Annotated in this window: 20 protein-coding genes; 9 read left to right on the forward strand and 11 right to left on the reverse strand. The window is 69.8% G+C overall.

Annotated features, from left to right (window positions below; all coding sequences use genetic code 11):
* Nucleotides 1–26: 26 nt before the first annotated feature.
* Nucleotides 27–1,439 carry an HNH endonuclease signature motif containing protein gene (locus ACZZ98_RS04455; RefSeq protein ID WP_463515111.1) on the reverse strand — a complete coding sequence of 471 codons (1,413 nt, stop codon included), beginning with the start codon at nt 1,437–1,439 and terminating at the stop codon, nt 27–29.
* 249 nt (nt 1,440–1,688) lie between these two features.
* Between ACZZ98_RS04455 and ACZZ98_RS04460 the strand changes: the two genes are divergently transcribed.
* The 4 genes from ACZZ98_RS04460 to ACZZ98_RS04475 all read left to right on the forward strand — a co-directional run bounded on the left by ACZZ98_RS04460 (nt 1,689) and on the right by ACZZ98_RS04475 (nt 5,347).
* The gene (locus ACZZ98_RS04460; RefSeq protein WP_463515112.1) at nt 1,689–3,110 is read left to right on the forward strand and encodes a mycothione reductase; all 1,422 of its coding nucleotides are present in this window, start codon (nt 1,689–1,691) and stop codon (nt 3,108–3,110) included.
* A 158-nt stretch (nt 3,111–3,268) separates the two neighbouring features.
* Nucleotides 3,269–3,856 carry an RNA polymerase sigma factor gene (locus tag ACZZ98_RS04465; protein WP_463515113.1) on the forward strand — a complete coding sequence of 196 codons (588 nt, stop codon included), beginning with the start codon at nt 3,269–3,271 and terminating at the stop codon, nt 3,854–3,856.
* Nucleotides 3,853–4,461 (forward strand): hypothetical protein, encoded by a 609-nt coding sequence (locus ACZZ98_RS04470; protein WP_463515114.1) that lies wholly within the window; start codon nt 3,853–3,855, stop codon nt 4,459–4,461. The genes ACZZ98_RS04465 and ACZZ98_RS04470 overlap by 4 nt, the downstream gene beginning before the upstream one ends.
* 46 nt (nt 4,462–4,507) lie before the next feature.
* A complete protein-coding gene (locus ACZZ98_RS04475; RefSeq protein ID WP_463515115.1) occupies nt 4,508–5,347 on the forward strand; it encodes a DUF4394 domain-containing protein in 840 nt (279 codons plus the stop codon).
* A gap of 69 nt (nt 5,348–5,416) precedes the next feature.
* On the opposite strand, the gene ACZZ98_RS04480 is transcribed toward ACZZ98_RS04475, so the two are convergent.
* The 4 genes from ACZZ98_RS04480 to ACZZ98_RS04495 are packed head-to-tail and all read right to left on the reverse strand — an operon-like array spanning nt 5,417 to nt 8,836.
* The gene (locus tag ACZZ98_RS04480) at nt 5,417–6,703 is read right to left on the reverse strand and encodes an MFS transporter (RefSeq protein WP_463515116.1); all 1,287 of its coding nucleotides are present in this window, start codon (nt 6,701–6,703) and stop codon (nt 5,417–5,419) included.
* A gap of 9 nt (nt 6,704–6,712) precedes the next feature.
* Entirely contained in the window at nt 6,713–7,438 is a 726-nt protein-coding gene (locus tag ACZZ98_RS04485) for a VOC family protein (protein ID WP_463515117.1), read from the reverse strand.
* A complete protein-coding gene (locus ACZZ98_RS04490) occupies nt 7,431–8,435 on the reverse strand; it encodes an o-succinylbenzoate synthase (protein WP_463515118.1) in 1,005 nt (334 codons plus the stop codon). The genes ACZZ98_RS04485 and ACZZ98_RS04490 overlap by 8 nt, the downstream gene beginning before the upstream one ends.
* Nucleotides 8,432–8,836, reverse strand: coding sequence for a VOC family protein (locus tag ACZZ98_RS04495; protein ID WP_463515119.1), 405 nt, complete (start codon nt 8,834–8,836; stop codon nt 8,432–8,434). Before ACZZ98_RS04495 ends, ACZZ98_RS04490 begins: the two co-directional genes overlap by 4 nt.
* Nucleotides 8,837–8,930: 94 nt before the next feature.
* Between ACZZ98_RS04495 and ACZZ98_RS04500 the strand changes: the two genes are divergently transcribed.
* Nucleotides 8,931–9,176, forward strand: coding sequence for a hypothetical protein (locus ACZZ98_RS04500; protein WP_463515120.1), 246 nt, complete (start codon nt 8,931–8,933; stop codon nt 9,174–9,176).
* A 37-nt stretch (nt 9,177–9,213) separates the two neighbouring features.
* Nucleotides 9,214–10,164 (forward strand): 1,4-dihydroxy-2-naphthoyl-CoA synthase, encoded by a 951-nt coding sequence (locus ACZZ98_RS04505; protein WP_463515121.1) that lies wholly within the window; start codon nt 9,214–9,216, stop codon nt 10,162–10,164.
* Between the two features lie 4 nt (nt 10,165–10,168).
* On the opposite strand, the gene ACZZ98_RS04510 is transcribed toward ACZZ98_RS04505, so the two are convergent.
* Nucleotides 10,169–10,624 (reverse strand): hypothetical protein, encoded by a 456-nt coding sequence (locus tag ACZZ98_RS04510; RefSeq protein WP_380085796.1) that lies wholly within the window; start codon nt 10,622–10,624, stop codon nt 10,169–10,171.
* A 46-nt stretch (nt 10,625–10,670) separates the two neighbouring features.
* On the opposite strand from ACZZ98_RS04510, the gene ACZZ98_RS04515 reads away from it, so the two are divergent.
* Genes ACZZ98_RS04515 through ACZZ98_RS04525 form a run of 3 tightly spaced genes read left to right on the forward strand, consistent with a single transcriptional unit; the run spans nt 10,671 to nt 13,059 of the window.
* On the forward strand, nt 10,671–11,909 hold the full coding sequence (locus tag ACZZ98_RS04515) for an AMP-binding protein (protein ID WP_463515122.1): 1,239 nt from the start codon (nt 10,671–10,673) through the stop codon (nt 11,907–11,909).
* Nucleotides 11,910–11,913: 4 nt separating this feature from the next.
* Nucleotides 11,914–12,162 carry a PLDc N-terminal domain-containing protein gene (locus ACZZ98_RS04520; protein WP_463515123.1) on the forward strand — a complete coding sequence of 83 codons (249 nt, stop codon included), beginning with the start codon at nt 11,914–11,916 and terminating at the stop codon, nt 12,160–12,162.
* Between the two features lie 12 nt (nt 12,163–12,174).
* Nucleotides 12,175–13,059, forward strand: coding sequence for a 1,4-dihydroxy-2-naphthoate polyprenyltransferase (locus ACZZ98_RS04525; protein WP_463515124.1), 885 nt, complete (start codon nt 12,175–12,177; stop codon nt 13,057–13,059).
* 43 nt (nt 13,060–13,102) lie between these two features.
* Here the strand turns inward: ACZZ98_RS04525 and ACZZ98_RS04530 are convergent, their stop codons facing one another.
* From ACZZ98_RS04530 to ACZZ98_RS04550, 5 genes are all read right to left on the reverse strand, one after another.
* On the reverse strand, nt 13,103–13,294 hold the full coding sequence (locus tag ACZZ98_RS04530) for a PDDEXK family nuclease (protein WP_463515125.1): 192 nt from the start codon (nt 13,292–13,294) through the stop codon (nt 13,103–13,105).
* An 899-nt stretch (nt 13,295–14,193) separates the two neighbouring features.
* Complete coding sequence (locus ACZZ98_RS04535) at nt 14,194–14,499, reverse strand: DUF4229 domain-containing protein (RefSeq protein ID WP_463515126.1); 306 nt, start codon at nt 14,497–14,499, stop codon at nt 14,194–14,196.
* Between the two features lie 7 nt (nt 14,500–14,506).
* Complete coding sequence (gene ccsB / locus ACZZ98_RS04540) at nt 14,507–15,529, reverse strand: c-type cytochrome biogenesis protein CcsB (protein WP_463515127.1); 1,023 nt, start codon at nt 15,527–15,529, stop codon at nt 14,507–14,509.
* Nucleotides 15,526–17,115: a cytochrome c biogenesis protein ResB gene (gene resB / locus ACZZ98_RS04545; RefSeq protein ID WP_463515128.1), complete on the reverse strand. Its 1,590-nt coding sequence runs from the start codon at nt 17,113–17,115 to the stop codon at nt 15,526–15,528. The genes ccsB and resB overlap by 4 nt, the downstream gene beginning before the upstream one ends.
* Nucleotides 17,115–17,861, reverse strand: coding sequence for a cytochrome c biogenesis CcdA family protein (locus tag ACZZ98_RS04550; protein WP_463515129.1), 747 nt, complete (start codon nt 17,859–17,861; stop codon nt 17,115–17,117). Before ACZZ98_RS04550 ends, resB begins: the two co-directional genes overlap by 1 nt.
* Nucleotides 17,862–17,864: the final 3 nt, after the last annotated feature.

Raw genomic sequence — 17,864 nt, forward strand, 5'->3', positions numbered from 1 at the left:
GTCATCCTTGATCTCCTGTGGACAGTTCAGGCGGCCATTTCGAAGGGGTGTGTCGGGAAGCCGAAGTCGACACGCGGCACCCAGTCGTCGGGCACTGGTTCCGGTTCGGTCCAGCCTTCGCCCAAAATCGGTGGCGCGGTGGAGTCGTGCACGCGTCCCGTGGGTGTCGTGATGCGCATGCCGTGCGCACCCGTTCCGTCGAGGCCGGTCGACTGGACTCTGGCGTGCCAACAAGGTTCTTCCTTGACGAGGTTGTGGCGTTTGCACATCCCGCCAGCGTTGGCTCCGGTCGTGTCACCACCGTCGTGGACCGCCCGGACGTGGTCTGCCTCGATCGCGGGTGCGTCGCACCAAGGGACGCGGCACGTGGGGTCGCGCAGTTCCAGGAAGCGGCGGAGGCCGCCGAGGAAGCGGCGGCGCTTCGAGTCGAGGGCCACGAGGTCACGACCCGTGGGGTCCGTGAACAGCCGCCGCAACCACACGAACGCGGCAGTGTCGCCATCCGCGCCGGCGCCACTCATACCGCTCGTCGTTTCGGCGCCTGTGTGGTCCAACAGGTCAGCTATGTATGCACGCGCTTCGCGTCCGGGGATCGGTCCCCACCCAGGGATCACGGCGACATCATCTGCGGGTGCCTTGCCACCGAACGCTGCTGGGAGGAGGACCTTGTCGGTCATGACGAGGTTGACCTCGACCGGCTGCGGCTGACCCTTCGCCCGACCTGACAACAGCTCCAAGGCCCGGTCAGCAAGCCACGCACCCTTGCCGCGAGCGTCCGCACGAGCTGCGGCAGCGGCGGCGTCCCACTGAGCACCGGGTAGGTCGGGGTCGATCTGGTGGCGGCGGGACTCTTCGGCGGTCAACGCGACGTGGGCGCCGATGATGTCCTTCATCGGACCCAGGATCGACAGCCAGGCCATCCCATCGGCGGCCGGGCGGACACTGACACGACGACTCGCGACAGCGCGGCGGTTGCGTTCAGCAAGACTCTCCGCATCCAACGCGGCACCGGCACGCCGGGCCGCCCCGGCCAACGCCTTGTCCCCCAACGACCCGATCGTGGGTGCGAGCCGGCGATCGACCTCCGCGCGGTGCTCCACACTCAGGCAGGCCGTCTCCCGCACCACGATCATCGCCCGCCGCTCGCTGATCTCCCCACGCGTCAACGCCGCCATCGTCTCGGGCATCTCACCCACCAGCGCCTTCGCCACCCCCACGTGCTGGTCCGCCACCGTCGGCGAGCACCGACGGGCCAACGCCAGGTCCGCGCGCACACTGCGGGAGTCCTCACCCAGTGCCTCACGATCCACCACCGCAGCCGCCGTCAGTCGCGCCTGCGCAGCCGCCGCTGCACCCTTCAACGCCTCCAACGCGGACACCGTTGCGACCCGCTCCGCCTGCGTCAAACCCTCCGGGTCCATCTCCGCGAGTAAGGACACGACGAAGCGGACCTGACCTCAGGCCCTCCGATTGCTGGCGTCCCCTCCATACCACTTATCGTACACCTGTCCGGTGACACCCGGCCATTATCCACACGCCAATTCCAATACAAGACAATGCATTTGCTCCCTACGACAGCTGGCGGCGGGTGTGATCGACAGCGCCGACGGGCGGAGGACCAAGCCCACCAGAACGGACCGACACCGACAGCCAGAGGAAACCTTGGGCAGGCGGCATACGCTGAAGGCATGGCGACGCACCACGACCTGATCATCATCGGAACCGGGTCGGGCAACTCACTCGTCACTCCCGAGCTCGAAGGCCTCGACATCGCGATCGTCGAGGAGGGCACGTTCGGCGGCACCTGTCTCAACGTCGGCTGCATCCCGACCAAGATGCTCGTCCTGCCCGCCGACCGGGTCATCGAGTCGCGTGAGGCCCAGCGCCTCGGCGTGACGATCAGTCGCGACGTCAAGGTCGACTGGCCCGCGATCCGTGACCGCATCTTCACCGACCGGATCGACCAGATCTCCGCCGGTGGTGAGCGCTACCGCCGCAGCCAGGGATTCGTGACCCTGTATGCCGCGACCGCTCGGTTCGTCGGCGACCGTCACCTGGCGCTGTCGACCGGTGAGGAGATCACCGCCGACCGGGTCGTCGTCGCTGCGGGGTCACGGGCCGACCTGCTCGACATCGACGGCCTGGACCGCGTCGACCCGACCCATGGCGTCCACACGAGCGACACCGTCATGCGGATGGACGAGCTGCCACGACGGATGGCGATCGTCGGCGGCGGGTTCGTGGCGTGCGAGTTCGCGCACGTGTTCGATGCGCTCGGCGTCGAGGTCACCATGATCCAGCGGTCGGCGGCGTTGCTGCGGGTCGAGGATGCCCAGATCTCTCGTCGCTACACCGAGCTGGCGCGGGGACGGCACGACGTCCGCCTCGAGACCGTGGTCTCGTCGGCGACGCGATCCGAAAATGGCACGTGGACGCTCGGCCTCAAGGGCCTTGACGGTGACACCGACGTCGAGGTCGACGCCGTGCTCGTCGCCGTCGGACGCACCCCTAACGGCGCCCGGCTGGAGGTCGAGGCCGGCGGCATCGAGCTCGACGACCGCGGCGTGGTCGTCGTCGACGCACAGCAGCGCACGACCGCCGAGGGCGTATGGGCCCTGGGCGACGTCGCCAACTCATGGCAGCTCAAGCACGTCGCCAACCACGAGGCACGCATCGTCGCCCACAACATCGCCGTCGACGCCGGCCGTGTCGAGGGCGGGACACCACTCGACGCAGACCACCGGTTCGTGCCGCACGCCGTCTTCGGACATCCCCAGATCGCGGCGTTCGGACCGACGGGCGCCGAGCTCGACGAGGCCGGGACGCCCTACGTGGCCAAGACGCAGGCCTTCGGTGACACGGCATACGGGTGGGCGCTCGAGGACACCACCGGCATCCTCACGGTCTATGCCGACCCGACGACCGGTCGGATCCTCAGCGCCCACTGCCTCGGCCCCAACGCGTCGACCCTCATCCAGCCCCTCATCCAGGCCGCGTCCTTCGGGCAGAGCGCCCGTGAGGTCGCCCGTGGTCAGTACTGGATCCACCCGGCCCTCGCCGAGGTCGTCGAGAACGCACTTCTGGGCCTCGACCTTGACGTCAAGGGCTGACGGCACCTGTGGTCGCGACAACAGCGACCCTCGGCCTGTGAGCCACCGCCCCGCCTGACCCGCCCTTCCCCACCCGGTTCACGCTGAGCTTCTCCGGGTCGTCACGCAATCGCTGAACTCGTCTGTGACGAACTGCCTGCGTGTGTCATGAGCAGGTGATGGACACATCACCGACGGAGCTGGAGCGCCTCGTGGAGAGGGCGCGCACCGCCGACCCCGATGCGTGGGAGGCGATCTATCGCCGCGCCTACCCGCGCCTCTTCGCCTACGCGCGACGACGGCTCTCCACCGACGGCGCGGCCGAGGATGCGGTGAGCGAGACGATCACGCGCGCCATGCACCGCATCGACGGGTTCGTGTCGGGTGACGCCGGCATCGACGGCTGGCTCTTCGGGATCGCGCGCAACGTGGTGCTCGAGACCTACCGGGTCGACGCCCGGACCTCGGCTGCCGACCCAGCCACGCTCTCCGAGCCGGCTGCCGAGGGACTGCGGCACCACGGTGCTCCCCCGGGCGCGGCTGACCCCGCCTTCCGCGTGGGGATGCTCGTCGAGCACGACATCGTCCGCCGCGCCTTCGCCAGGCTGACCGCACCCGAGCAGGAGCTGCTCGAGCTCCGTGTGGTGTCAGGTCTGGGGGCCCAGGCGGTGGCCACCCTCACGGGCCAGCGCCCGGGCGCGGTCCGGATGGCCCAGAGCCGTGCCCTCCAACGGCTACGCGCTGAGTACGAGGAGTTGAGCCGATGACAGACGACCCGAAGGACAACGCGATCAACGACATGTGGGACCTGCGCGACGACGACGACCTGCTGGAGGTGGGACGGGCCTTGGGATACGACGAAGGGCGAGAACCGCCGAGCGAGCGAGTGGCCGCCGTGCGTCTCGCCGCCGAGCAGCTGCGCGCCGAGCAGCAGGCTGCCGCGGGCAGATCACCTCGCAGGGGCAATCGCCACGGCCGACGCACCCTGCTCGTGGGGATCGCAGCCGCCGGCGCGGGCGTGATCGGCGGAGGTATGGGTCGGGGCGTACTCGAAGGCGAGGCGACGCCAACCGTGCCCACAGAGGCCTTGGCCCTCACCGGTGTTCCCGCGGGAGCCACGGCTCGGGGCCGTCTGATCAACCACACCTGGGGCACCGAGGTCCTGCTCGACGTTCGTGACCTGCCCCCCGGGAACGTCTACCGCGTCCAGCTTGAGACCCCCACAGGCGCGACCGACGCCGGGTCGTTCCTCTCGGTGCCGGACGTGCTCATGGTCTGTCGCTTCAACGCCGCACCACTGCGCGCCGAGGTGGGTGCCGTTGTCGTCCGTGACCCCAGCGATGAGGAGGTGATGCGCGCCGACCTTGCCTGATTGCTCGTACCACCACCTTTGCAGCCTCAGACACAGGAGATTCCTCATGAAGAAGACGTCCATCGCACTCACCGTCACAGGCGCCGTGCTCGTTGTCGGACTCGGCACCGTTCCCGCTGCCTCCGCATTCGGCTCCGCCAAAGCTGTCGGCCTCGCAGGGGGAGGCACGACCCTCGTGGGCTTCGACCCCGACCGTCCGAGCCGGGCGTCGAGCCCGCAGAAGGTCACCGGCCTCGCCCAGGACACCGCCCTCATCGGCATCGACTACCGAGTGCAGAACGGGGAGCTCTACGGCGTCGGCAACCAAGGCGGCATCTATGTCCTCGACCCGCGTCGCGGCAAGGCCGTTCTCCAGGACCGCCCCCGAGTCACGCTCGATGGCAGCAGCGCCTATGGCGTGGACTTCAACCCGGCAGCGAACGCCCTGCGAATCGTCAGCTCGAACGGCACGAACCTGCGCGTTCCCTTTGCCACCGCTGCCGCCGCCATCGTCGACGGACCCCTGACCCGACCGGCAGTCGCCCCCGCAACGGGCACCGTGCCTGCCACGGGAGTCACGGCCGCGGCGTACACGAACAACGACCTCGACACCGCCACTGCGACCACGCTCTTCGTCATCGACACCGAGCGCGACCAGGTCGCGATCCAGTCCCCGGCCAACGCGGGCTCGACCGCGGCGACGGGCTCGCTCGCCGCGGACGTCTCCGGTGACATCGGCTTCGACATCTACAGCGACCTGCGCCGCGGCAAGACCAAGAGCGTCAAGGCGTATGCCGTCGTCGGCAGCACCGTGCACCGTGTCGACCTGCTCACCGGCGCCGCACCGGCCATCGGCAAGCTCCGGGTTGCCGGCGTCACCGACCTCGCGGTCGCACTCGACGACTGAGCTGCACGACCACCTCGCTGGTGGACCGCCGGTCCCCACCAGCAGGCCTCGACCCCGTCCCCTGGCACGTCAGGGGGTGGGGTCGCGGGCGTCGTAGCGCAGGAAGCCGGACTGCACCCTGGCCAGCACGACAATGGCTGCGACACAGGCGAACCCGCCCATCACGGCCGTCCGGCCCTCGCCGACGTTCTCTGCGACGAAGCCGCCGAGCAGCTCCCCGAGTCGCGGTCCGCCCGCGACCACGACGATGAACACACCCTGGAGCCGACCGCGCAGATGGTCGGGGGTGGCGGACTGCAGGATCGTCGTCCGGAAGACGGCGCTCACCGAGTCCGCGGCCCCGGCCACAGCCATGGCGACCAGCCCGACCCACAGCGCCTGGCCACGGGTGAGGACGTCCCCGGCCGCGAGCATCGCTGCTCCGAGCCCGGCGATGGCGGCGCCCCAGCCGACGATCGAGATGAGGATCGCTCGACCCTGGTGGATCACGGAGCCGAGGCGTCCGGAGAAGAACATCGCCCCGATGCCACCCACCGCGGCCGCGGCCGACAGGGCGCCGACGGTGGTCGCCCCTCCCCCGAAGATCACCGCGCCCGCCGCCGGGAAGAGCACCCGCGGCTGCGCCAGCACCATGGCGCAGATGTCGGCGATGAAGGTCATGCGCACGTTGGGCCGGGTCGCGAGGAACGCGAAGCCGTCCAGGACGGAGCGTATGCCGGGTCGGGACCTGGCCGCGCCCTCACCGATGTCGCGCGCCGGTTCCGGTGGGAGAGAGGGCAGTCGGGCAAGGCCCCACAGCGCCGCAGTAGTGATCACCGCATCGACGGTGTAGGCCGTCCGGAAGCCACCCCAGTCGACGAGGACGCCCGCGAGCAGCGGCCCGACGGTCATCGACGCGTTCATCGCGAAGACCGACAGGGCGTTGGCGGCCGGCAGCTGGTCACGCCGAAGGATGCGTGGGTAGATCGAGGTCCTCGCCGGTGAGGACACGGCGAAGGCAGCGTTCCAGGCGGCGACGAGCGCGTAGAGCACCCACACCTGGGTGTTGCCCAACCACGCCTGCAGCGCACAGAGGATGCTCACGAGGAACGCGACCGACTGGGCGACGAGGCCGACGATGCGCCGGTCGAAGTGGTCGACGAGCGTGCCGCCGTAGAGCCCCATGACGACCAGGGGGACGAGGGCGCACAGGCCGACGACGCCCACCGACGCAGTCGACCGCGTCAGGTCGTAGACCTGGAGGCCGATGGCGACGACAGCGAGCTGGGAGCCGACGTTCGAGAGGGTGAACCCGGCATACAGGCGCCGGTAGTCCGGATTGCTCCGCAACGGTTCGAGGTCGAGGAGCAGCGCCACCCTGCGACCCTAGGGCGTTCGGTGGGTGAGGCAGTAGGTCCGTCCGACGGGATCACGCATGACGGTCCAGAACTCGTGCTCGGAGACGACGCTCGCACCGGCAGCGAGATGCACCTCTCGACTCGCGACGCGGTCCACGCACGCGAAGTCGACGTGGCCCCGCACCGTGCCGCTCGGCTCCTCGAGCCGTTGGAGCAGCAACCGCACCGGTATGCCGTCCGGTCGCGTCAGGGAGACGAACTCCCGAAGCGAGCCGGGACGCTTCGGCCACCCGGTGAGGGTCTCCCAGAAGTCGACCTCGCGGGCGTACCCGTCGGAGGGGATGTCGATGCAGACCTGGTCGAGCAGGTCCGGCTCGCCCTCTCGCACCTGCGTGTCCGGCGATCCGCAGTCGCTCCAGGACAGGAGGCAGAACGGGAGGCCTCCCGGCGAGCGCAGGACGACGAGGCCGTCGGTGCGCGAGACCTCGGTTGCGCCGAGGGAGACAGCGTCGGCGGAGGCCTGCGTCAGGGGCTGGTCGACGGCGAGGTCGAGGTGGACTCCGCCGCCCTCGACCACCCTCTGCAACGCGACCCACGCATCTCCTCGCCGGGGCTTCAGGGACACGAACTCGTCGTTGTCGCCCTGGCGGTCAGAGAGGTCGGTGCGAGTCACCCGCTGCCAGAACGCTTCGGACCGTCCGGCGTCGGCTTCGACGGTGTCGAGCAACATCCACATCCAGCGCACGTCAAGCATGGCGGTGCCCTACCCCGTCGTGGGCCCAACATGCGGTGACCCGCCGACGCCACCACTGGACCCGGTCCTCAGCGGCGGCCCAGCGGTCCAGCAGCTCTGGGTCGGCGGCGACGCGGTGCACCGGAAGTGCGCCACCCACCGGGACCAGCGACTCGGTCGCCACGTCGCCGTCGAGCAGGGCCACCGTGCCCAGCCCGCAGGCATGGTCGAGCTGCGGCAGCGCGGCCGCGAGCGCCACGCCCGCGGCCATGCCGACACTGGTGTCGAGGGCTGACGAGACGACTGCGGGCAGGCCGCACTCAGCGACGATGTCCAACGCCCGTCGCACTCCTCCGAGCGGCGCGGCCTTGATGACGATGAGATCGGCCGCCTCGAGGTCACGCACGCGCATGGGGTCCTCGGCCTTGCGGATCGACTCGTCGGCAGCGACGGGGATGTCGACTCCGCTGCGCGCCAGGAGAACTCGCAGATCTCGCAGCTCCTCGACGCTCGCGCACGGCTGCTCCGCATACTCGATGTCGTATGCCGCCAGCCGACTGAGCACGTCCCTCGCCGTGTCGACGTCCCATGCGCCGTTGGCGTCGATCCGGACCCGAGCGTGAGGTCCCATGGCATCGCGGACCGCAGCGACACGGCATACATCGTCGTCTGCGGTCTGTCCATGTTCGGCGACCTTGACCTTGGCCGTCGTGGTCCCGGGGAACCGTTGCAGCACACCGGGAACCGCGTCAGGCGAGACGGCCGGCACGGTGGCGTTGACGGGTATCGAGTCACGCAGAGGCGCGGGCCAGCCGTGCCAGGCAGCCTCGACCGCCGCCGCGAGCCAGCGACTGGCCTCCGGCGGCGCGTACTCGAGGAACGGACCGAACTCGCCCCATCCTGCCGGGCCCTCGACGAGCGCCACCTCGCGCTCCGTCACCCCTCGGAAGGTCACCCGCATGGGGATCGAGACCACCCGCAGCGAGGCGAGCAGGTCCTGGAGCGAAGGCTCGGTCACCGGTCGCGTGCGGAGAGGACGCAGAACTCGTTGCCCTCAGGGTCGGTGAGGACAGTCCACGTGACGTCGTCCGGCTGACCGACGTCGGCCAGGGCAGCACCCCGGTCGAGGAGCGAGGCGATCTCGGCATCACGGTCCTGGGTGGTGTGCGGAGCCAGGTCGAGGTGCAGCCGGTTCTTGAGGGTCTTGCCCTCCTCGACGCGGACGAAGACGAGCTCCTGGCGCTGCAGCCGCCACTCCTCCAGGGTCTCGACGGGATCCTCGGTCGCGTCCGGCGGAGCGATGACGACCTCCTCGTCGTCCTCGTACCCGATCTTCCAGCCGAGTGTCTGCGCCCACCAACGCGCCTGGGCAGCGTTGTCGTGGCAGTCGATGACGACGGTGTACCAGAGGAGGGACATGGACCGAACCTACCCGCGACGTGACGGGCGGCCCACCGGGTTCTTCGACAGCTCTCGCCTTGCCAAGGGTGGCCCTGTGGGATGCCATGGAGCCATGCAGACCACGATCAGCATCGACTCAGCACTGCTCAAGCAGGCCCGCCGCTACGCCAAGGGTGCCGGCCTGACGTGGAACGACTTCGCCGAGCAGGCCCTGCGCGCCCACCTCGAGACCGTCGACCCCGACGGAAGGGTCGACCCGGACGCATTGGCGGACGAGCCCGAGAAGACCGTCTTCGTCGTCGTCCCGGAGGACCTCGCGAAGGCCGAGGGCAACCACGACTACGGCTGGCAGCGCTGAGCCCGCCCCGCCCTGACCGGCGGTTAGGCTCCGACACGTGACTGCGATCGATGGTGTGAGTGAGACGTTCGACCCGGCGGCGTGGGACGAGGTCGAAGGGTTCGACTTCACCGACATCACCTACCACCGGGCCCGTGATCTTGGCGCTGTCCGCATCGCGTTCGACCGACCCGAGGTGCTCAACGCCTTCCGGCCGCACACCGTCGACGAGCTCTATCGCGCACTCGACCACGCCCGCCGCAGCCCCGACGTCGGCGTCGTCCTGCTCACCGGCAACGGCCCCGGGCCCTCCGGCACCAGCAGCGAGGGCAAGTGGGCCTTCTGCTCCGGCGGCGACCAGCGCATCCGCGGCCGCAGCGGCTACCAGTACGCCGCCGAGGACGCCGACGACGACACAGCCGCGGGAGTCGACGAGCGCCGGGTCAAGGCCGAGGGCGGGCGGCTCCACATCCTCGAGGTCCAGCGCCTCATCCGCACGATGCCCAAGGTCCTCATCTCCCTCGTGAACGGGTGGGCGGCCGGTGGCGGGCACTCCCTGCACGTGGTCTGCGACCTCACGATGGCGAGCCGCGAGCACGCCCGGTTCAAGCAGACCGATGCCGACGTGGGCTCCTTCGACGGGGGCTACGGCTCGGCCTACCTCGCGAAGATGGTCGGTCAGAAGTTCGCCCGCGAGATCTTCTTCCTCGGCCGGACCTACACCGCCGACGACATGCACCGCATGGGGGCGGTCAACATCGTGTCGGCGCACGCGGAGCTCGAGGCGGACGCCCTCCAGGTCGCCCGCGAGATCATGTCCAAGTCGCCACAGGCGCAGCGCATGCTCAAGTTCTCGTTCAACCTCGTCGACGACGGGCTCATGGGCCAGCAGGTCTTCGCCGGCGAGGCGACGCGCCTGGCCTACATGACCGACGAGGCGGTCGAGGGGCGCGACCAGTTCCTCGAGAAGCGCGACCCCGACTGGTCTCCCTTCCCCTGGTACTTCTGACCTCTCAGCCCTGACCGCCGATGTCGACCTCGTAGGCCTCATAGATGAGGTCGGCACCCCGTTGCCGGTGACGGACGATCCGACCGACGAGCTGGGTCGCTGCTTCGCGGTGTGCCGCAACGGCATCCGCACTCTGCAGGCCGGCCTCCCGCTCCCCCAGCAGGCGCTGGACGACCTCGACGAAGTCGAGGTGCTCGTCCATCTGCAGCTTGGACACGGAGGCGAGCCGGGGCGCTCGAGCCACGGCGTCGGCATACAGCCCACCCGGCTCCTCGGTGATCGCGCGGTGGTCGCGCAGGTCGTGCTCCAGCTCGGTGAGCGCTGCTCGCACCCGCCGACGCCACAGCGCCCCCAACCCCACCGGCAGCGCCAACGCGGCATCGAGCGCTGCGAGCGACTCACCCAGCTCGGCTCGGTGCGCGCGAACCCGCTCGAGATAGGCCGCGAACTCAGGGTCCATGCGCCCATCATCCTCACGATGACCTGTGCTGCCTAGAGTGAGCCGCATGAGGATCGAGCCGCTCGCGGTGCCTTCGGGCGCGGCCGCGCTCGACGTCCTCCCGCGCCTCGAGCTCGCGCTCGGTGGCGGCCACCCCGTTGCCCCGTATGCCGCCGGCTCACCTCACCCGGACGTCCCGCCTCACGATGCCGAGTCCCTCCCCAGCGACCTCGCGGTGGTCGTGGGAACGTCGGGTTCGACCGGCGCCCCCAAGCTGGCGATGCTCGGGACGCGTGCCCTGCGTGCGAGCATCGATGCCACGCACGGCCGTCTCGCCGGCCCCGGCCACTGGGTGCTCACCATGCCGGGGCACCACGTCGCCGGCCTCCAGGTGCTGCTCCGCTCGCTCGTCGCCGGCACGACACCGCAGGTCATGGACCTCCGCGCGGGCTTCACGCCGGCGGCCTGGGTCGAGGCCGTGGACGCTGTGCCGGACCACAACCAGCCGACCTATGTGTCGCTCGTCCCGACCCAGCTCACCCGCCTCCTGGCCGACAGTGGGGCCACCGAGCGCCTCGCCCGCTTCGCCGCCGTGCTCGTCGGGGGTGCCGCCACCCACCCGGACCTCCTCGCTCGAGCAGCCGATGCCGGGATCAGGGCGGTCACGACCTACGGCATGAGCGAGACCGCCGGGGGCTGCGTCTACGACGGCCAGCCCCTCGAGGGCACCGAGGTGCTGCTCGACCAGGACGGTCGCATCCATCTCGCCGGCGCCACCCTGGCCCACGGCTACCTCGGCGACCCGACCCGCACGGCCGCCGCCTTCCCGGTGGGTTTCCCACCCAATTCCCCCGAAACTCACGCGTGGGAATCGGGGGAATTGGGTGGGAAACCCACGATGCGGGTGTTCTGCACGGATGACATCGGGCACCTCGACGACAGCGGACGGCTCCGCGTCGACGGCCGCATCGACGACGTCGTCAACACCGGGGGCCTCAAGGTCTCGCCCCGCCTCGTCGAGGAGTCCGTGACCAGCCTCGACGGTGTCGCCGAGGCCGTTGTCGTCGGTGTCCCCGACCGCGACTGGGGCGAGGTCGTCGCTGTGGCGGTCGTCCGTGACTCCGCCTCCTCGGCCGTCCTGGGCAAAGCGCTCACGGTGAGCGAGCTGCGGGACCGGCTGCGCGGCATACTCCCCGATCACGCCCTGCCCCGAGCGGTTCGAGAGGTCGACGCCCTCCCCTCACGAGGCCCGGGCAAGCCCGACCGAGCGGCCATCCGAATGCTGTTCGAGACCGTGGGAGAATGAGGCCGTGCTCCGCTTCCTGCCCCTGCTCGTCGCTCTCGCGCTGTCGATCTACTGCGTCGTCGACTGCGTCCAGAGCGACGACAGCCAGGTGCGCGGCCTCCCCAAGCTCATCTGGGTCTTCGTCATCCTGCTCTTCCCGTTCGCGGGCTCGATCGCGTGGCTCGTGGCCGGTCGCCCCAAGACGACCCGCCCGCCGCGTCGACAGATGCCGCGCGGGCCCGACGACGACCCCGACTTCCTCAAAGGACTGTAGGCACCAAACCCCATGGCCACGTTCGAACAGTGGGTCGCCGGCGCGCGCCCTCGCACCCTCTTCGCTGCCCTCGCACCCGTCGTCATCGGCACCGCGGCCGCAACCGAGCACTCCGAGCCCAGCTTTGCGATCGCGATCCTCGCCGCAGTCGTCGCCCTCGCCCTGCAGATCGGCGTGAACTACGCCAACGACTACTCCGACGGCATCCGGGGCACCGACGACGCGCGCGTGGGACCGGTGCGCCTCGTCGGGCAGAAGCTCGCCCGGCCCGAGAGCGTCAAGGCGGCGGCGTTCCTGACGTTCGGGTTCGCAGCCATCGCGGGGCTGGCCCTCGTGGCGATCGCCGAGGCCTGGTTGCTGCTGCCGCTCGGCGTCGCATCCATCGTCGCGGCCTGGAAGTACACCGGCGGCGACACGCCCTATGGCTACCGCGGCCTCGGCGAGATCTTCGTCTTCGTCTTCTTCGGGCTCGTGGCGACCCTGGGCACCATGTATGCCGAGACCGGCGCCCTCTCGTGGTTCGGGCTGGCGGCGGCCGTGGGTGTCGGCGCCATCGCGTCCGCCATCCTCGTCGTCAACAACCTGCGAGACATCCCCAGCGACACCGAGTCGGGCAAGCACACGCTCGCGGTGCGACTCGGGGATGCCGGCACCCGGCGCCTCTGGCTCGGGCTCATCGTGGTGAGCGTCCTCGCCGTCGCGGTCATGGCCGTCTGGGAGCCCTGGGCGCTGCTCGGCCTGGTTTCGGTCGCAGTCATCGTCGGCGCCGTTCGCGTCGTCATGGGTGGCGCCGAGGGGCGGCGGCTCGTGCCGGTGCTCGGCTCGACGGGCAAGTACGAGCTGGCGTATGCCGTGGCGGTCTCCGCCGGCGTCCTCCTCTCGCACACCCTCGCCTGACGCCGGCTGCCCACACTCACTTCTGTCCTGTGAAACGCGGGCCCTAGGCCGCACCCGACAGGACATAGAGCTCGACGGCTCGTGTGACTTGTGCCATGAAGGCGTCCGGCTGCAGCCTCAGACCTAGCACCGGAAGGCGCAGCACGGCCTTCCCCTCAAGGACTACCTCGTTCGCCCGCAGCGCATCGTCAACCGGGTTCAGCCCAGTCAAGTGGTGCCCTCCGTCGATCTCCACGACGAGCCCCTCCCACTCGACGTCCAGGTAGACGCGGCCCGAGGCCGACGTTCTGACCGACTGTCGTCTGGGTGGCGGCAGCCCGTATGACCGACACCACTTGGCGAAGTCCAGCTCCCCCAACGAATGGGCGCCATCGCACACGTCGCGGATCACGGCGTCGATGAGGACCCGGCGCGGCGATCTATGCACCGCAGCCCAAGCGGCCAACACTGCTTGCGGCCTCACCAATCGCTGTTGCACGGGTAGGCAGACAATCAGTGCTGCCTGACGGTCCGAGCGAGCCCACTGTGCTGCACGGATGAGTGCCGTCTCAGGGCGGACGCGCGGCAGGCCTGAGCCCATGACCGGTCCCAGGTCGCGTCGCAGGTGCGGAGTCACACCTTCCACACGGCGAAGTCCTGCGCCCTTCGGGAGAGCGACATCAATGGTGGAAAGGTCGAACCCGGTCATCCCTTGCGCCACGAGAGCTGCCGCACCATCGAGGACAGCTCCCCAACCACTCTCCCAAACCGCTGTCCAGAAAGCCGCTCGGGGACTCGTCGCGACGGAAAGGACGCGGAGGGTGTGACGACCTTGACGCTGCCAGCGTCCGGCATCCAGTTCGGTGCGGACATCGTGCCTCGAAATGCCCTGACGCCTCAGATCGGCTCGATGAACGACACCGTCATGGTCGACAGCGAGCTCAGCGGCGATGCGCTCCCGGTCACCCGGGCTCTTTGTGGGCATGCAGGCCAGAGTGGTTCAGCCATCGCGGCCAAGTCACCGACGAGAGCGAATCTGTGGACAGGGCCCGACGGTCAGCACCGCCTGTGGACGGCAACCGAGCGTGTGTCCTGTCAGAAGCGTGCTCTAGCCCCCGCCTCACAGGACACAACGGCAGCCGGAACTCCGGGCGGTCAGCGGAAGTCGGAGGTGCCGTCGCGCTTGGTCGAGGCGCCCGGGCGCTCCTGCTCGGCGTCCTCGGCGAGCTCGTCGCCACTGGTCGTCCGCTTGCGCTCCAGGCGCTGGTCGACGCGCTCGGCGATGGCCGCGGACGCCTGCTGACGGAACGGCTTGAGGACGACGGCAGAGATCGCCAGCGAGGCCACGGCGGCGATGATGACGGCCAGGAACTGGTCCTCGCGGTCACGCAGGCCCAGCAGCCAGGTCGCGGCGAGGCATCCTACGAAGATGAGCGTCCGCAGGATCAGGTAGCGCACCATCGCCATGTCAGAGGCCCGAGTAGGAGTGCTGGCCGACGAAGTAGACGTTGACGACGGCGTAGTTGACGATGATGCAGACGAACCCGGCCACAGCGATCCACGTCGCCGAGCCCCGGCCCCACCCGCGCGTCACCCGCGCATGCAGGTATGCCGCGTAGACGACCCAGATGATGAACGTCCAGACCTCCTTGGGGTCCCAGTTCCAGTAGGAGCCCCAGGCCTGGCGAGCCCAGATGGCGCCGGCGATGAGGGTGAAGGTCCACAGCGGGAACGCGATGATGTGCAACCCGTAGGCCAGGCGCTCGAGTGAGCGGGTGTCGGGCAGCGCACGCAGCACCCGGAGCCCGCCTGCGCCTGAGCCGAACCGGTCCTTGGCGAGGTAGAGCAGGGCCACGACGAAGCCGACGGCGAACAAACCCACCGAGATCGTCGCGACGGTGACGTGGATGACGAGCCAGATGCTCTTGAGCGACGGCATGAGCTCGGCCGCCTCGGTGTACCAGATCGTGTTGGCAAGGCCGAGCAGGATGAGCACGGGAGCGACGACGAAGACACCGAGCCAGCGCAGGTCGCGACGCAGCCCCCCGAGGACGAAGACCACCATGGTGAACAGCGCTGCCGCGACTCCGAACTCGAACATGTTGCCTAGGGGCCAGCGCTCCACCGACCAGCCGCGCAGCGCGGCAGAGGCGAACAGGAGCATCGTGCCGAGCAGCGCGAGGGTCTGGGCGACGCCACCGGCCTTGCGCGCCCGCAAGGGCACCTCGGCCCCGGCATCGACGTCGGCCGTGGTCGACGGCGACGTCGCCGGCGACGCGTCGCCGGACCACGAGTCGGCGGTGCCCGAGCCTGCACCCGCAGCGACGAGCTCGCGATCCTCGACGTCCACCGTCTGGGACTCGCTCACGGCGTCACGGGCGGGCAACCAGCCGGCGAGGTACGCGGCATACCCGAGCATGGAGAGGGTGAGGACCGCCATCGCGGAGTACAGGCTGAGGTTGGCGTAGGTCGCCAGGTTCTCGTGTGTCACGTGCGTCGTTCCTTCAGTCGCGTGAGGACATCTTCGAGCTGTTCGCCCATGCCCTCGTCGTCGTCCTTGGCCAGGCCGCCGATGCTCACTACGGTACGGCCCTCGTCGTCGGCGGACGCAACCCGGACGAAGACCCGACGCCGACGGATCGTCAGCGACAGGATGAGCCCCAGCAGGGCCACGAGCGAGGACACGAGCGTGACCTCCTTGCCGGGGTCGTTGCGGATCGAGATGCCGGCGAAGCGCTCGACCCCGTCGAAGGTGATCGAGCCCTGCCCGCCGGGCAGCGTGAAGGTCTGCCCGGGCGTGAGCCAGATGCGCAGCAGGTCGGTGCCGGCCTTGTTCTCGAGCTGGGTCATCTCGGCGGTGTCGAGCGAGTAGACCGACTGCGGCCGACCCCCCGGGAAGAGCGTCCCCTCGAAGGCCGAGAGCGCGAGGGCCGGCTCGAGCGCGTCCGGGAAGACCGAGCGCGGCCCCTGCTCGTCGAGGACGGCCGTCGGCAGGAACAGCCCGGCGAACCCGAGCTGCTTGCCCGCCGGCCCCGCCCCTGCAACCTTGACCGCACCCACCGAGTTGTAGTTGTTGTCCTGCGCGAGGAAGGGCGTGAGCTCGGAGTAGGTCACCTTGCCCTCTGCGTTCTTCACGGTGATCCGGGGGGCGTAGCCGTTGCCGAGGAGGAAGGCCGTGCCACCGCCGGTCTCGAGGGGTCCGTTGACCCGGATGAGCTTCTTCTCCGGCTCCGCGCCGGGTTCCTTCGTGAAGTCGACGTATGCCGTGAAGTCCCGTGGGGAGCCGAACTGGCCCTTGCCCTTGACATCGGTCTCGAACTCGGCGTCGAAGCGGGTGAGCTTCATCGTGAACGGCTGGAAGTCGGCGGTGTCGACGAGCGGCCCGGGGCTGATGGTGTCGTAGCGGCCGGCGGTGTTGGCGAAGGTCTCACCCACCGGGAGGATGACATCGCCCTTCCACCCCAGGAGGTGGCCCGCCGCCATGCCGAGGATGACCCCGATGAGCGCGAGGTGGAAGAAGAGGTTGCCGGTCTCCTTGAGGTAGCCCTTCTCGGCGGAGACCGTGGCGTCGTCGTGCGAGTGCGTGCGGAAGCGCGCGGACTTCAGCGCTGCTCGCACGTCCTCCAGCACCTCCTCGGGGGAGCCGTCGACGGTCACGCTCTCGTGGGCAGCCAGTCGCTCCAACCGCTTCGGGGCGCGCGGCGGCTGGGAACGCATGGCCTTCCAGTGGACCCTGGAGCGCGGCAGGACGCAGCCGACGAGCGAGACCAGCAGCAGCAGGTAGATCGCCGCGAACCAGGGTGAGGCATAGACCTCGAAGAGGCCGAGCGTGTCGAGGATCGGGCCGGCCGTCTCGTGGCGCGCGATCCAGTCGGCGGTCCGGACGGCGTCGATGGAGCGCTGCGGGAAGATCGAGCCCGGCAGCGCGGCGACGGCGAGCAGCAGCAGCAGGAACAGCGCGGTGCGCATCGAGGTCAGCTGGCGCCAGCCGAAGCGCAGCAGTCCGAGCGTGCCCAGCCTGGGCTGGATGACGCCCTCGTCGCGGCGGGGGTCGGTGGGCTGGGTGGACAGGCTCATCAGATCACCACCTGGAAGCCGGACACGAGCTCGGCGCGCAGCCACACGGTGAGGTCCTCCCAGACCCCGGTCAGCAGGAGCACTCCGACGACGATGAGCAGCCCACCACCGACGTACTGGATCACCCGGTGGTGCCGCCGCACCCACCCGGACACCGCGCCGAACCTCTCGATGCCGGCCGCCGCAAGGATGAAGGGCAGTCCCAGACCCAGCGCGTATGCCGTGGCGAGGATGACCGCCCGTCCGGTGCTCGGGTTCGTGGTCGAGGCCGACAGGGTGAGGACGGCGGCCAGGGTCGGGCCGGTGCACGGCGCCCACCCGAGGCCGAAGACGGCGCCGAGCACCGGCGCCCCGAGAAGCCCGGCCCGGGGCCGCCAGGTCGGCCCGAACTGCCGCTGCGAGCTCGCACCGCCGACGCCGAGGAAGACGAGCCCCATGAGGATGACGAGCACTCCCCCGATGCGCATCAGGAGCACACGGTGCTCGAGGAGCGAGCGGCCCAGCGTGGCGACGAAGATCGAGCCGAGGACGAAGACGACCGCGAAGCCGAGGACGAAGAGCAAGGCCCCGAGCACCATGCGGCTGCGTGACCGCTGCTCCAGCGCGGTGTCGCTCAACCCCGTGACGTAGCCGAGGAACCCCGGCACCAGCGGCAGCACGCACGGCGAGGCGAACGACACCAGCCCTGCCAGTGCGGCCACGAGGACGGCGAGGGGCAGGGCACCTGAGGCGATCGTGTCAGACATGAA

The organism is Knoellia sp. AC549, assembly GCF_979258975.1.

What these genes read in the sequence shown, in the direction of transcription:
- ACZZ98_RS04460 (WP_463515112.1), top strand. Translation starts at nt 1,689, where the DNA reads ATGGCGACGCACCACGACCTGATCATCATCGGAACCGGGTCGGGCAAC.
- ACZZ98_RS04465 (WP_463515113.1), top strand. Translation starts at nt 3,269, where the DNA reads ATGGACACATCACCGACGGAGCTGGAGCGCCTCGTGGAGAGGGCGCGC.
- ACZZ98_RS04470 (WP_463515114.1), top strand. Translation starts at nt 3,853, where the DNA reads ATGACAGACGACCCGAAGGACAACGCGATCAACGACATGTGGGACCTG.
- ACZZ98_RS04475 (WP_463515115.1), top strand. Translation starts at nt 4,508, where the DNA reads ATGAAGAAGACGTCCATCGCACTCACCGTCACAGGCGCCGTGCTCGTT.
- ACZZ98_RS04485 (WP_463515117.1), bottom strand. Translation starts at nt 7,438, where the DNA reads ATGCTTGACGTGCGCTGGATGTGGATGTTGCTCGACACCGTCGAAGCC.
- ACZZ98_RS04495 (WP_463515119.1), bottom strand. Translation starts at nt 8,836, where the DNA reads ATGTCCCTCCTCTGGTACACCGTCGTCATCGACTGCCACGACAACGCT.
- ACZZ98_RS04500 (WP_463515120.1), top strand. Translation starts at nt 8,931, where the DNA reads ATGCAGACCACGATCAGCATCGACTCAGCACTGCTCAAGCAGGCCCGC.
- ACZZ98_RS04510 (WP_380085796.1), bottom strand. Translation starts at nt 10,624, where the DNA reads ATGGACCCTGAGTTCGCGGCCTATCTCGAGCGGGTTCGCGCGCACCGA.
- ACZZ98_RS04515 (WP_463515122.1), top strand. Translation starts at nt 10,671, where the DNA reads ATGAGGATCGAGCCGCTCGCGGTGCCTTCGGGCGCGGCCGCGCTCGAC.
- ACZZ98_RS04525 (WP_463515124.1), top strand. Translation starts at nt 12,175, where the DNA reads ATGGCCACGTTCGAACAGTGGGTCGCCGGCGCGCGCCCTCGCACCCTC.
- ACZZ98_RS04535 (WP_463515126.1), bottom strand. Translation starts at nt 14,499, where the DNA reads ATGGTGCGCTACCTGATCCTGCGGACGCTCATCTTCGTAGGATGCCTC.
- resB (WP_463515128.1), bottom strand. Translation starts at nt 17,115, where the DNA reads ATGAGCCTGTCCACCCAGCCCACCGACCCCCGCCGCGACGAGGGCGTC.
- ACZZ98_RS04550 (WP_463515129.1), bottom strand. Translation starts at nt 17,861, where the DNA reads ATGTCTGACACGATCGCCTCAGGTGCCCTGCCCCTCGCCGTCCTCGTG.